Genomic DNA, 12,772 nt, shown 5'->3' with positions numbered 1-12,772 from the left:
GGGAAAGGAGGGAAATCAGAAAAAAGGGGCGGCAGCCCGGCCGCCCCAACGGGGGTTAAAGCAAAACGAGAGGCATCCAGAGCAAACCGGTGACGATCAGTAGCAGCATGAAGATCAGGCCAAAAATCGCCCCCAGCCGCCAGTAGTCAGCCGTCGGCAAATAACCGCTACCGTAGTAGATGGGGCTGGGGCCGGTAGCATACGGGGTAAGAATGCTACCCAGACCAATCGCCGCGCCGACCATCAGGCAAAATACGGGGAGCGGAATGTCCGGCATCGCCAGCGCGGCGGCGATCATCATTGGCGCCAGTGCGGAGGTGTACGCCGTGGCGCTGGCGAAGAAATAACGCAGCAGATAAAACACCACGATCAGCGCGACCATCACCATTGTCGGGGAATAGCCGCTCAGGCTGCCTGCCAGCAGGTTGCCAAACCAGCGGATAAAGCCGGTATTGTTCAGCCCGGTCGCAAGAGTAATCAGTGACGCGAGCCAGAAAAAGACGTTCCATGCGGCTTTATTACTGACGATGTCATCCCAGCAGATAATGCGCAGCACCAGCATTAACGCCACCACGCTGTAGCCAACCATCGCCGCGTCAATGTAGTCACCGCCGAAAATCCACAGCACCAGCGCGCCGACCATCAGCACTAACATCTTTTTCTCACGCGTGCTCAGCGGGCCCATCGCCTTCAGCTCCGCCTCTGCCCAGCGCGGCACCTGATCGCCGGACTTAAGCACCGGCGGGTACAGCACATAAGCAAGCCACGGGACCAGCAGAACCAGCAAAATACTCAGCGGCAGCATCCCTAAGAACCAGTCGCCCCAGCTTAGCGCCGTGTGCGCCGCGCCCTTCATCAGGCCAATCAGCAGCAGGTTTGGCGCCATCGCGGTGAGGAAAATGGCGCTGGTGACGCAGTCGGCGGTGATCCCCATCCACATGATGTAGGAACCAATAGAGCGCGAACTGGCGTCATTCGGCTGCGAATGATACAGCGGCGGCAGATTACGGATTATCGGGTAGATAATCCCGGCGCCGCGCGCGGAGTTTGAGGGCGTAACAGGCGCGAGGATCAGCTCAGAGAGCATGACCGCGTAGCCGAGAAACAGCGTGCGGTGCCCCATCTTTTTCACCAGCCATAGCGCGATGCGTCGCCCCAGCCCGGTTTTTTCATAGCCCGTACCGAACATAAAAGCGGCAAAGATCAGCCAGATAACTGAATTAGAAAAACCAGACACCGCCCACGATAGCGCTTTGGCGGTGAATTTAAACCCGTCCTGCGCCAGCTGTTCGGGGCTGAACAGCAACCACGGCGAGAGGACGGCGATCGTCGAAATGCCGATCATCGCCACCACCGCGCCGGGAACAGGTTCCAGAATCAGTCCCACAATGACGCCGGTAAAGACCGCAAAATAGAGCCACGTGTGGTTCTCAAGACCGGTGGGGACGGGCAAAACAGCAATAATGGCGATGACCACCAGCGGAGCCAGGTATCGCCACCAACCAGCTAAAGGTGCCATTGTCGTATCCCTGCGAAGAGGGAGAGGCGGGGCGCCTCTCCGGAAGGGTTATTTGATGTAGTGAACGTGCTCGCAAATTTCGTCGACGATCGGACCACGACGCTCGGCGAACTGCTTTTTGTTCTCGGCGATCAGGTTATTGCCGTGGGTGTCGATAGAGACGATCAGCGGACCGAACTCCTTCACCCGACACACCCACAGGGATTCCGGCATGCCGAGTTCCGTCCAGTGGACTTCCTCTATCTCTTCCACCTGCGTAGCTGCCAGCACCGCGCAGCCTGCGGGGAAAATCACGTGCAGCGCCTTGAATTTCTGGCAGCCTTCTTCGGTCAATGGCCCCATGCCGCCTTTGCCAACCACCAGTTTGACGCCGGTCTGCTCGATGAACTCTTTTTCAAACGCCTCCATGCGCATGCTGGTGGTCGGGCCGACGGAAACCATCTCCCATTTTTCACCGTTTTTGCGCACGATCGGCCCGGCGTGGAAAATGGCTTTACCGTTCAGGTCGTAAGGGATCGGGCGCTTGAGTTCGATCAGGCGGCGATGGCAGACGTCGCGGCAGGTGACCAGCGTGCCGGTCAGATAGATCACATCACCAACGCGGATATCCTCCAGGTCTTCGGCCTTGATCGGGGTCGTCAGGATCTTTTTCATAGCGCGCTCCGGGTATGAGACAGGTTTTCGAAGGAGAGATCGGCATGCACCAGCAGCGTACCGCGACGGTGCGCCCAGCAGCCGGTGGAGACGGCCACCCCGATAGTCGAGGGGTGACGCGCGGCGGATTCAATGTGTACGCCCATGACGGAGCTGTTGCCCGTTAACCCCTGCGGGCCGATCCCCAGTCGGTTCAATCCTTCTTCCAGACGCAGTTCCAGTTCAGCCGCTTTGGGATTTGGATGGCGGGTGCCGATGGGGCGCAGAATCGCTTTGCGCGACAATACCGCGGCGGTTTCTACGGAAGTGGCGATCCCCACGCCCACCAGCACCGGCGGACAGGCGTTTACCGCCAGCGTGGAGATATTTTCAAACACGAACTTAACAACGCCTTCGTAGCCTTCGGACGGCATCAACACTTTTGAGCGCCCCGGCAGGGTACAGCCGCCGCCTGCCATATAGACTTCTATTTCGGCGTCGTCGCCGTCGGGGATAATGTCCCATGTCACCCACGGCACGCCGCTGCCGGTGTTTTTGCCGGTGTTGACTTCGTCAAAAATTTCCACCGCGTTATGACGAAGTGGGGCTTTCACGGTCGCGTCTTCCACGGCCTGCTTCAGAATGGCCTGCAGTTCGCCCAGGAGCGGGAAGCGGGAGCCGACCTTGACGAAGAACATGATCTCGCCGGTGTCCTGACAGGCCGGACGGTTCAAGTCGATCGCTTTCTGCATGTTGTCGAACATCGTGTGATAGATGATTTTTCCCATCGACGAGGTTTCAGCATCGCGCAGCTGTTTTAATTTATCCACGACGTCGTCGGGCATCCGGGTGGAAATCATTGCCGTAAACCCGGCGACAATTTCCGTCAGCGTATTTATCGCTTTTTGTTTATTTTCATTGCTCATCATGACAACTCCAGTGCTTTTATTTGTCTGGAAAGACATTCTGGGAAACAAACTACCACTAAAAATAGGGTTTTATATTTTTTGCCACTGTGTATATGTAATTAACAGTTCGTGAATCATGATGTGAAAAATCAGCGAAAATTGAGCAAGGGCAGGGAATAGCGACAGTAAGGGAATTACACTGCCGGTATTATCTTCATGGGTGCCCGAATATGCTGAACACATACCCTTTAGCGAAAGATCTGCAGGTGCTGGTTGAAATTGTTCATACGGGAAGCTTCAGCGCGGCGGCTGCGGCGCTCGGACAAACCCCGGCGTTTGTGACCAAGCGGGTGCAGATCCTGGAATCCACTCTCGCCGCCACGCTGCTGAATCGTTCGGCACGCGGCGTGGCGCTGACCGAGAGTGGGCAAAAATGTTATGAACATGCGCTGGAGGTGTTGACCCGCTATCAGCTTCTGGTGGATGAGGTGACGCAAATTAAAACCCGTCCGGAAGGCATGATTCGTATCGGCTGTAGCTTTGGTTTCGGGCGTAGCCATATTGCCCCGGCTATTACCGAGTTGATGCGCAATTACCCTGAGTTACAGGTGCATTTTGAACTGTTCGATCGGCAAATTGATTTGGTGCAGGATAATATCGATCTCGATATTCGTATTAACGATGTAATTCCAGACTATTATATTGCACACTTGTTAACAAAGAATAAAAGAATATTGTGCGCCGCGCCGTCTTATCTCGAAAAATATTCAGAACCGACAACCCTCCAGGAATTAAGCCGTCACGATTGCCTGATCACGAAAGAGCGCGATATGACGCACGGAATATGGGAGCTGGGAAACGGCGAGGAGAAAAAATCGGTCAAGGTGAGCGGGCATCTCTCGTCGAACAGCGGGGAAATTGTGCTGCAATGGGCGCTGGAGGGCAAGGGGATCATGCTGCGATCCGAGTGGGATGTGCAGCCGTTTCTGGCGAGCGGCAAACTGGTGCGGGTGCTGCCGGACTATGCGCAGAGCGCCAATATCTGGGCGGTGTATCAGGAGCCGCTATATCGCAGCGTGAAGCTTCGGGTCTGCGTGGAGTTTCTGGCGGCGTGGTGTCAGCAGCGGTTGGGCAGACCGAATGAAGGTTATCGGGTGACGTGGTGAACCCGATAGCCTTCCGGCGAGGTGAAAACGCTATTGCGGATCTTTTTCGCGTTTTTTCTTCAGCTTCGTCCAGATCTTTGTCTCCTGACGACGCCACAGTCGCTGAATGTTGTCGTGATGGCGCAGCAGGATCAGGCACGACAGCATCGAAACCGGGAAGGTGAACTGAGGTTTAAACCACCAGACGTAGAACGGCGCGATCAGCGCGCTGACGATGGCGCCCAGCGACGAATAACCGCTCAGCAGCACCGTGAGCAACCAGGTGCCCGCCATCACGCCGGTTAAATCCCAGCCGATAGGGGCAATAGCGCCGAATGCCGTCGCCACGCCTTTCCCGCCTTTAAACCCAAAGAAGACCGGCCAGATATGGCCCAGACAGGCGGCAATGGCGATCAGGCCCAGCCAGAAGGGGGTTACGCCCAACGCGTATGCGCCCCAGACGGGCAACATCCCTTTCAGGACGTCGAAAATCAGCACCGCTGCGGCTGCTCCCTTGCCACCGATTCGTAACACATTGGTCGCGCCAGGATTGCCGGATCCGCTGCTACGCGGGTCGGGCAAGCCAGCAATGCGGCAGACCAGAATGGCACTGGAAATGGAGCCGCAGAGGTACGCGATGAGGATCATTCCAGGCGCGATTGCACTCATAAGCTGTTCCGTTTTGAAAATGTCGTGTAAAACGCTACTTCTGTGGATAATACGCATATTTCGCCGGAAGTGGTATCCGGGTTAGCCAAAAAGCGGGCAGGTCGTGATGGATATTGTATTTATAGAGCAACTTTCGGTAATCACCACCATTGGTGTTTACGACTGGGAACAGACCATCGAGCAAAAGCTGGTGTTCGATATCGAAATGGCGTGGGACAACCGGAAAGCGGCAAAAAGCGACGATGTCGCCGACTGTCTGAGCTATGCGGATATCGCCGAAACCGTGATCGCGCACGTTGAAGGCAGGCGCTTTGCGCTGGTGGAACGCGTCGCGGAAGAGGTCGCGGATCTCCTGCTGGGACGCTTCCATTCACCGTGGGTGCGAATCAAGCTCAGTAAGCCCGGCGCGGTCGCGCGCGCGGCGAACGTGGGCGTGATTGTCGAGCGTAGCCATAATCTGAAAGGAAAATAATTAACTTCATCATTGTTAAACCAAACGGATATAAAAGAGTCTTACAGCGGGAACTTTTTTTTGCGGTAGTTTTTCTATTTAGGGGTTTATTGATGAGCGATATGCACTCGCTGCTGATAGCGGCAATTTTGGGTGTGGTCGAAGGATTGACGGAGTTTTTGCCGGTTTCCAGTACGGGCCATATGATTATCGTTGGCCATCTGCTGGGGTTTGAGGGTGATACGGCAAAGACCTTTGAAGTGGTGATCCAGCTTGGGTCGATTCTGGCGGTGGTCGTGATGTTCTGGCGGCGGTTGTTCGGCCTGATCGGGATTCATTTTGGCCGTCCGTTGCAGCGCGAAGGGGAAAGTAAAGGGCGGTTAACGCTCATTCACATTCTGCTTGGGATGATCCCCGCAGTGGTGCTCGGGTTGGTGTTTCACGATACGATAAAATCACTGTTTAACCCCATTAACGTGATGTATGCGCTGGTGGTGGGCGGTTTACTGTTGATTGCCGCCGAATGCCTGAAGCCGAAAGAACCGCGCGCGCCGGGGCTGGACGATATGACTTACCGACAGGCGTTTATGATTGGCTGCTTCCAGTGTCTGGCGCTGTGGCCGGGCTTTTCCCGTTCCGGCGCGACCATTTCCGGCGGGATGCTGATGGGCGTGAGCCGTTATGCGGCGTCGGAGTTCTCGTTCCTGCTGGCGGTGCCGATGATGATGGGCGCAACGGTGCTGGACCTCTACAAAAGCTGGTCGTTCCTGACCGCCGCCGATATTCCGATGTTTGCCGTCGGTTTCGTGACGGCGTTTGTGGTTGCGCTGATCGCCATTAAAACCTTCCTGCAACTGATCAAACGAATCTCGTTCATTCCGTTTGCGATTTATCGCTTTATCGTTGCAGCCGCGGTTTACGTGGTGTTCTTCTGATGATTCACCGTGCCGGATGGCGGCTATGCCTTATCCGGCCAACCACGCACGTCTGTCCACAGGCCGGTCAGCGGTAGCGCTGCCGGCACGGGCCGTTTAGCTGGCGGGTTTCGGGCAGCGCGTCTCTTTCCAACTGGCGACCGCCGCAATTCGCCGCTTCGTCAACTCTTCGCGGATCTCTGCGCCTTTAAATCCGGCCTCCACAACCTCTTTTGTCGGTACCGACTGCGCTACCTGCCACGCTTCGCGCAGCAGACGACCCTGCGGATAATCCGCCGCTTCAAAGCCAGTACGCCCGCGTACGTCAGCCTCGCTGGTGAGGGCTATCTGCTCCACGCGCTGCGGTTTACGCCAGGCGTCGATCGCGTCGAACAGCTTTACAATGGTCTTAGGCTGCAGTATCGGAAAGGTATGAATGAGATCGTGAAACTCCGCCACCAGCTTTGCCAGATCGCGGATTTCGTTCGGTACCCGCAGACGCTGACACAACTGCGCCACCAGCTTTACCCCCGCCGGACCATGACCGTGATGACGCGGCCAAAGCGCTGGCGGAGTCAACCCTTTTCCCAGGTCATGGCACAGGGTGGCGAAACGGATGTCCACCTCCGGGCTGAGCATCGCCGCCATCGACAGCGTCATGAGCGTGTGAACGCCGGTATCGATTTCCGGGTGCCATTTCGCTGGCGCGGGAACGCCAAACAGCGCATCCACCTCCGGGAACAGCACGCGCAGCGCGCCACAGTCGCGCAGGACCTGAAAATAGACCTGCGGGTTACGGGTGGTTAACGCGTTTTCGGTCTCTTTCCACACGCGCTCAGGCGTCAGGTGCTCCAGCTCTCCGGCGTGGGTCATGTCGCGCATTAGCGCCATGGTTTCGTCGGCAATGCGAAAGCTGAGATGCGCATAGCGGGCGGCAAAGCGCGCCACGCGAAGGACGCGGAGCGGATCTTCACTGAAAGCCGGCGAGACGTGGCGCAACAGGCGGTTTTTCAGATCGGCGCGTCCGTGATACGGATCGACGATAGCGCCGTCATCATCCTGCGCCAGGGCGTTAATGGTCAGGTCGCGGCGCTGTAGGTCATCTTCCAGCGTGACGTCCGGCGCCGCGTAGCAGGTGAATCCGGTATAACCGGAACCGGATTTACGTTCGGTGCGCGCAAGGGCGTACTCTTCGTGTGTTTGAGGATGGAGAAAAACAGGAAAATCGCGGCCTACCTGCTGGTAGCCCGCGTCGAGCATTTGCTGTGGTGTGGCGCCTACCACCACCCAATCTTTATCTTTGACCGGTAGCCCTAACAACGTATCCCTAACCGCACCACCGACCAGATAAATCTTCACGCCACACCACCTCTCCTGAGAAATACACTTTCTTAATGATATGACAGTGTGGCGGAGAAGGCGATTTAGTTCATCCAGCGGTCTTTGCGTTTGCGGCTTGGGATCATATGCGGCAGCACCAGACCGAGCAGCAGGCCGAGACCGAGCACGCCGCCGCCATACATAAACCATTGCATGATGATGGTACGCTGCTTGTCATCAAGCTGCAGATTTGCGGCGCTGACCTTCTTCTGCGCCACAATCAGCTCGTTTTTCAGCTTCTGGTTTTCTTCTTTCAGGCCGTTGATCACGCTGTCGCTCTGCGCGACCTTTTGCTGCATGTCGGCTGTCCGCTGATTCCAGGTGGTGTCAATGTTGGTCAGCTTATCGGTCAGGGTTTTGACCTGATTTTCCAGATCCGGTACGCGGGTGCGCAGGCTGGGCGAGGTGTTCAGCTCTTTCAGCGGGATCCAGGCAGTGCGACCGGTGCTGTCTTTGACCTGGCCGTAATTATTGTCGGTCTGTAACAAGGTGACCTGTTCGCCGGCGTTCATGGTGCCGACGAGGCGATAGTTATCTCCCGGACCGCTGCGGACCCAGGTGCTTAGTTCATCAGAGACATAGCGCGTTTCTTCTGCGTGGGAGACGGCAGTGGCGCTAAGTGCAAGTAAAGTTAGTCCAATCAGGCGTAATTTTGGCATCAGGCTGTCGTTATTGTCATAGAAAGTGGAACGATAGTAGTGGGATCAGTGTCTCTACGCAAAGCATTCGACATCAATCGGAATCATCTGTGTCAGCTTCGCCACTACGTCAAACTTTTACGCCCGTCAAATTGCTCGTTGCATGGCAATTTGGCGCAAAATACTATCTACTGACACTCAGTAACGCACGAAGTTCGCAGTCGATCCCTTCAACTGTGACATAACCCTAAGTACAAGGCCATGGCTCAGGAAATCGAATTAAAATTTATCGTTAATCACGATGCGGTTGACGCACTGCGCGACCATCTGAATACGCTTGGCGGCGAACATCACGCGCCCAGCAAGCTGCTGAACATTTACTACGAGACGGCGGATAACTGGCTACGCAGCCACGATATGGGGTTACGCATTCGCGGCGAGAATGGCCGCTATGAAATGACCCTGAAAATCGCCGGGCGGGTGGTCGGCGGTTTGCATCAGCGTCCGGAATATAATATTCCGCTTAGCGAACCTACGCTCGATTTAGCGCAACTTCCGCAGACAGTGTGGCCGAACGGCGAGCTGCCTGCCGATCTCGCTTCCCGCGTGCAGCCATTGTTCAGTACCGATTTTGATCGCGAGAAATGGCTGCTGGAAATTGACGGCAGCCAGATTGAAATTGCGCTCGATCTCGGAGAGGTTAAGGCCGGCGAATTTACCGAACCTCTTTGCGAGCTGGAGCTTGAACTGCTGAGCGGCGACACCCGGGCGGTGCTGAAGCTGGCTAATCAACTGGTGAGCCAGGCGGGATTGCGTCAGGGCAGCCTGAGTAAGGCGGCGCGAGGTTATCACCTGGCTCAGGGAAACGCCCGGCGCGAGATCAAACCGACCACAGTACTAACCTTGCCCGCAAAAGCCAGCGTTGAGCAGGGGCTGGAAGCGGCGATGGAGCTGGCCTTAGCGCAGTGGCAGTACCACGAGGAACTGTGGCTGCGCGGCGTGGAGTCGGCGAAAGCGGAGGTGTCTGCGGCGATGGGGCTGGTGCGCCATACGCTTACCCTGTTCGGTGGTATCGTTCCGCGTAAAGCGAGCACTCACTTACGAGATTTGTTAACCCAGTCTGAGGCTACCCTGGCCTCGGCGGTCTCTGCCGTGACGGCGGTGTATACCCCGCAAACCGCAATGGCAAAACTGGCGCTGACGGAGTGGCTGGTCACCAAAGCCTGGCAGCAGTTTCTGGATGCTAAAGCACAGGCCAAAATGGCCGATTCCTTTAAGCGTTTCGCGGATATCCATCTTTCACGTACCGCCGCTGAACTGAAAAGCGTGTTTGCTCAGCCGTTAGGCGACCAGTATCAGGATCAACTGCCGCGCTTACGTCGTGATATCGACACTGTGCTACTGCTGGCCGGGTATTACGATGCTGTAGTGGCGCAGGCGTGGCTGGAAAACTGGCAGGGGCTGCATCACGCCATCGCCACCCGACAGCGTATTGAAATTGAACATTTCCGCAATGAAGCGATAAACCAGGCGCCGTTCTGGTTGCACAGCGGAAAACGGTAAACCGCGTCATTCCCGAACGCAGAAGTGATTGCCTGTTGGCGCTGCGTCGTTGTAGGCCGGCTCTGGCGAACGCCGCCATCCGGCAACGTTACAAGGAACCCTTTCATGAAGCCGCTCTCTTCACCGTTACAGCAGTACTGGCAAACCGTTGCTGAACAATTGCCTGACGCTACGCTTAGCGTACAAGCGAAGTCAGTGCTCACATTCAGCGACTTTGTGCGGGACAGCGTTATTGCCCATCCCCACTGGCTGAGCGGGCTGGAAAATGCGCCGCCGCAGGCGGACGAATGGCAGCGCTACGGCGAATGGCTACACACGGCGCTGGCTGAGGTGAATGACGAAGCGGCGCTAATGCGGGAGCTGCGCCTGTTTCGTCGTCGTATTATGGTGCGGATAGCCTGGGCCCAGGCGCTCTCGCTGATTGAAGATACTGCGGTTTTACAGCAGCTCAGCCAGCTGGCGGAGACCTTGATTGTCAGCGCGCGCGACTGGCTGTATGACGCCTGCTGCCGTGAGTGGGGGACGCCGTGTAACCCGGAGGGCATCCCACAGCCGCTGCTGATCTTAGGCATGGGCAAACTGGGCGGCGGCGAGCTGAATTTTTCCTCGGATATCGATCTCATTTTCGCCTGGCCGGAACACGGCGCCACCCGGGGTGGTCGTCGCGAACTGGATAACGCGCAGTTCTTCACCCGCATGGGCCAGCGGCTGATCAAAGTGCTCGATCAGCCCACGCAGGACGGCTTCGTTTATCGGGTGGATATGCGCCTGCGACCGTTTGGCGACAGCGGTCCGCTGGTACTGAGCTTTGCCGCGCTGGAAGATTATTATCAGGAGCAGGGGCGTGACTGGGAACGCTACGCGATGGTGAAGGCGCGTATCATGGGCGAGACAGAGGGCCGCTACGTTGACGAACTGCGCGCCATGTTGCGTCCGTTCGTGTTCCGTCGCTACATTGATTTCAGCGTGATTCAGTCACTGCGCAACATGAAAGGCATGATTGCCCGGGAAGTGCGTCGTCGCGGGCTGAAAGACAACATCAAACTCGGCGCGGGCGGTATTCGTGAAATTGAATTTATCGTTCAGGTTTTCCAGCTTATTCGCGGAGGGCGCGAACCGTCGTTGCAGTCCCGCGCTTTGCTTCCCACTTTACAGGCCATCGCCGCGCTGCATTTGTTGCCGGATAACGATGCGAGCCAGTTGCGCTCGGCTTATCTGTTCCTCCGCCGTCTGGAAAACCTGCTGCAAAGCATTAACGACGAACAGACCCAAACGTTACCGGGCGATGAACTGAACCGCGCGCGTCTGGCGTGGGGGATGAATGCGGATGACTGGCAGCAACTGACCGACATCCTGGACACGCATATGGCCAATGTCCGTCGCGTCTTTAATGAACTGATTGGCGATGATGAAAGCGAAACGCAGGAAGATACGCTTTCGGAGCAATGGCGCGAGCTCTGGCAGGACGCGCTACAGGAAGACGACACGCCGCCGGTCCTGGCTCACCTGACCGACGAAGACCGGACCCGGGTACTGGCCCTGATTACCGACTTCCGTAAAGAGCTTGATAAACGCACCATTGGGCCGCGTGGGCGACAGGTGCTTGATCATCTGATGCCGCATCTGCTGAGCGATGTCTGCGTCCGTCAGGATGCCTCCGTCCCGCTGTCACGCATCACGCCGCTGCTGGTGGGGATCGTCACGCGCACGACTTATCTCGAGCTGCTGAGCGAATTCCCCGGCGCGCTGAAGCATCTCATTTCGCTATGCGCCGCCTCGCCGATGGTCGCCAGCCAGCTTGCCCGTTACCCGCTGTTGCTCGACGAATTGCTTGACCCGAACACGCTCTACCAGCCCACCGCGACCGACGCCTACCGTGATGAACTGCGGCAATATCTGCTGCGCGTGCCGGAAGATGACGAAGAACAGCAACTGGAGGCGCTGCGCCAGTTTAAGCAGACGCAGCTGCTGCGTATTGCCGCCGCGGATATCGCCGGAACGCTGCCGGTGATGAAGGTCAGCGATCACCTGACCTGGCTTGCGGAAGCGATGATAGACGCCGTGGTGCAGCAGGCGTGGCTACAGATGGTGGCGCGCTACGGACAGCCGGGACATCTGGCGGATCGCGAAGGGCGCGGTTTCGCGGTGGTAGGCTACGGTAAACTGGGCGGCTGGGAACTGGGCTACAGTTCCGATCTCGATCTCATCTTCCTGCACGACTGTCCGGTTGACGTAATGACCGACGGCGATCGCGAAATCGACGGACGACAGTTTTATCTGCGCCTGGCGCAGCGCATTATGCACCTGTTCAGCACGCGGACGTCTTCCGGCATTTTGTATGAAGTGGACGCGCGTTTGCGCCCGTCCGGCGCGGCGGGGATGCTGGTGACCTCCGCCGAGGCTTTCGCGGATTACCAGAAAAACGAGGCCTGGACCTGGGAACATCAGGCGCTGGTCCGCGCCCGCGTGGTCTACGGCGACCCGCAGCTCACCGCACAGTTTGACGCGGTACGCCGCGAGATCGTGACCCTGCCGCGCGACGGCGCCACGTTGCAAACCGAAGTGCGCGAAATGCGCGAAAAAATGCGTGCTCATCTGGGCAATAAACATCGCGATCGTTTTGACATCAAAGCAGATGAAGGCGGGATCACCGACATCGAATTTATTACGCAGTATCTGGTGCTGCGCTATGCACACGACAAACCGAAGCTGACGCGCTGGTCGGATAACGTGCGGATACTGGAGCTGTTAGCGCAGAACGACATTATGGATGAGCAGGAGGCGATGGCGCTGACCCGCGCCTATACCACGCTGCGCGATGAGCTGCATCACCTGGCTTTACAGGAACTGCCGGGCCATGTGGCGCAAACCTGCTTTGAAGCCGAACGCGCGCTGGTGCGGGCAAGCTGGCGGAAGTGGCTGGTCGCCGTTTGAAGTGTGCTATTATCGCGC

At 57.2% G+C, this 12,772-nt stretch carries 11 protein-coding genes; 5 read left to right on the top strand and 6 right to left on the bottom strand.

Translation table 11 applies throughout. The features are described 5' to 3' along the window. Positions 1-55 precede the first annotated feature (55 nt). From OOJ60_RS12940 to ttdA, 3 genes are read right to left on the bottom strand one after another with little or no spacing between them, the layout of a single operon-like run. Positions 56-1,519 (bottom strand): anion permease, encoded by a 1,464-nt coding sequence (locus tag OOJ60_RS12940; protein WP_042289328.1) that lies wholly within the window; start codon positions 1,517-1,519, stop codon positions 56-58. Positions 1,520-1,567: 48 nt separating this feature from the next. Next, complete coding sequence (ttdB, locus tag OOJ60_RS12935; protein WP_000722944.1) at positions 1,568-2,173, bottom strand: L(+)-tartrate dehydratase subunit beta; 606 nt, start codon at positions 2,171-2,173, stop codon at positions 1,568-1,570. Next, positions 2,170-3,081, bottom strand: a complete 912-nt coding sequence (gene ttdA, locus OOJ60_RS12930) for a L(+)-tartrate dehydratase subunit alpha (protein WP_120714909.1) — start codon at positions 3,079-3,081, stop codon at positions 2,170-2,172. The genes ttdB and ttdA overlap by 4 nt, the downstream gene beginning before the upstream one ends. A gap of 209 nt (positions 3,082-3,290) precedes the next feature. Here ttdA and ttdR point away from each other — a divergent pair, with 209 nt between their 5' ends. Then, the gene (gene ttdR / locus OOJ60_RS12925) at positions 3,291-4,226 is read left to right on the top strand and encodes an L-tartrate utilization transcriptional activator TtdR (protein ID WP_205612685.1); all 936 of its coding nucleotides are present in this window, start codon (positions 3,291-3,293) and stop codon (positions 4,224-4,226) included. A gap of 30 nt (positions 4,227-4,256) precedes the next feature. Here ttdR and plsY read toward each other — a convergent pair whose 3' ends face one another. After that, entirely contained in the window at positions 4,257-4,874 is a 618-nt protein-coding gene (plsY, locus tag OOJ60_RS12920; protein ID WP_042289743.1) for a glycerol-3-phosphate 1-O-acyltransferase PlsY, read from the bottom strand. Between the two features lie 106 nt (positions 4,875-4,980). Between plsY and folB the strand changes: the two genes are divergently transcribed. Both folB and bacA read left to right on the top strand, forming a co-directional pair. Further along, positions 4,981-5,346: a bifunctional dihydroneopterin aldolase/7,8-dihydroneopterin epimerase gene (gene folB, locus OOJ60_RS12915; RefSeq protein ID WP_042289321.1), complete on the top strand. Its 366-nt coding sequence runs from the start codon at positions 4,981-4,983 to the stop codon at positions 5,344-5,346. A gap of 92 nt (positions 5,347-5,438) precedes the next feature. Next, on the top strand, positions 5,439-6,260 hold the full coding sequence (gene bacA, locus OOJ60_RS12910; RefSeq protein WP_042289318.1) for an undecaprenyl-diphosphate phosphatase: 822 nt from the start codon (positions 5,439-5,441) through the stop codon (positions 6,258-6,260). 96 nt (positions 6,261-6,356) lie between these two features. Here the strand turns inward: bacA and OOJ60_RS12905 are convergent, their stop codons facing one another. Together OOJ60_RS12905 and OOJ60_RS12900 are read right to left on the bottom strand one after the other, a co-directional pair. Next, positions 6,357-7,598, bottom strand: coding sequence for a multifunctional CCA addition/repair protein (locus OOJ60_RS12905; RefSeq protein ID WP_181822081.1), 1,242 nt, complete (start codon positions 7,596-7,598; stop codon positions 6,357-6,359). A 65-nt stretch (positions 7,599-7,663) separates the two neighbouring features. Next, positions 7,664-8,278, bottom strand: a complete 615-nt coding sequence (locus tag OOJ60_RS12900; RefSeq protein ID WP_042289312.1) for a TIGR04211 family SH3 domain-containing protein — start codon at positions 8,276-8,278, stop codon at positions 7,664-7,666. Positions 8,279-8,518: 240 nt separating this feature from the next. On the opposite strand from OOJ60_RS12900, the gene OOJ60_RS12895 reads away from it, so the two are divergent. Together OOJ60_RS12895 and glnE are read left to right on the top strand one after the other, a co-directional pair. After that, positions 8,519-9,820, top strand: a complete 1,302-nt coding sequence (locus OOJ60_RS12895) for a CYTH domain-containing protein (RefSeq protein WP_205612684.1) — start codon at positions 8,519-8,521, stop codon at positions 9,818-9,820. Positions 9,821-9,925: 105 nt separating this feature from the next. Beyond that, the gene (gene glnE / locus OOJ60_RS12890; protein ID WP_060570851.1) at positions 9,926-12,754 is read left to right on the top strand and encodes a bifunctional [glutamate--ammonia ligase]-adenylyl-L-tyrosine phosphorylase/[glutamate--ammonia-ligase] adenylyltransferase; all 2,829 of its coding nucleotides are present in this window, start codon (positions 9,926-9,928) and stop codon (positions 12,752-12,754) included. Positions 12,755-12,772: the final 18 nt, after the last annotated feature.

Origin of the sequence: Citrobacter sp. R4 (assembly GCF_026719175.1) — a bacterium.
Lineage (GTDB): Bacteria > Pseudomonadota > Gammaproteobacteria > Enterobacterales > Enterobacteriaceae > Citrobacter_A > Citrobacter_A sedlakii.
Note: the sequence above shows the minus strand (reverse complement) of the source record. Positions and strands in the feature narration are given on the sequence as shown.

Bases quoted from the DNA above. Each gene is read 5' to 3' on its own strand.
- OOJ60_RS12940 (WP_042289328.1), bottom strand. From the start codon at position 1,519: ATGGCACCTTTAGCTGGTTGGTGGCGATACCTGGCTCCGCTGGTGGTC.
- ttdB (WP_000722944.1), bottom strand. From the start codon at position 2,173: ATGAAAAAGATCCTGACGACCCCGATCAAGGCCGAAGACCTGGAGGAT.
- ttdA (WP_120714909.1), bottom strand. From the start codon at position 3,081: ATGATGAGCAATGAAAATAAACAAAAAGCGATAAATACGCTGACGGAA.
- ttdR (WP_205612685.1), top strand. From the start codon at position 3,291: ATGCTGAACACATACCCTTTAGCGAAAGATCTGCAGGTGCTGGTTGAA.
- plsY (WP_042289743.1), bottom strand. From the start codon at position 4,874: ATGAGTGCAATCGCGCCTGGAATGATCCTCATCGCGTACCTCTGCGGC.
- folB (WP_042289321.1), top strand. From the start codon at position 4,981: ATGGATATTGTATTTATAGAGCAACTTTCGGTAATCACCACCATTGGT.
- bacA (WP_042289318.1), top strand. From the start codon at position 5,439: ATGAGCGATATGCACTCGCTGCTGATAGCGGCAATTTTGGGTGTGGTC.
- OOJ60_RS12900 (WP_042289312.1), bottom strand. From the start codon at position 8,278: ATGCCAAAATTACGCCTGATTGGACTAACTTTACTTGCACTTAGCGCC.
- OOJ60_RS12895 (WP_205612684.1), top strand. From the start codon at position 8,519: ATGGCTCAGGAAATCGAATTAAAATTTATCGTTAATCACGATGCGGTT.
- glnE (WP_060570851.1), top strand. From the start codon at position 9,926: ATGAAGCCGCTCTCTTCACCGTTACAGCAGTACTGGCAAACCGTTGCT.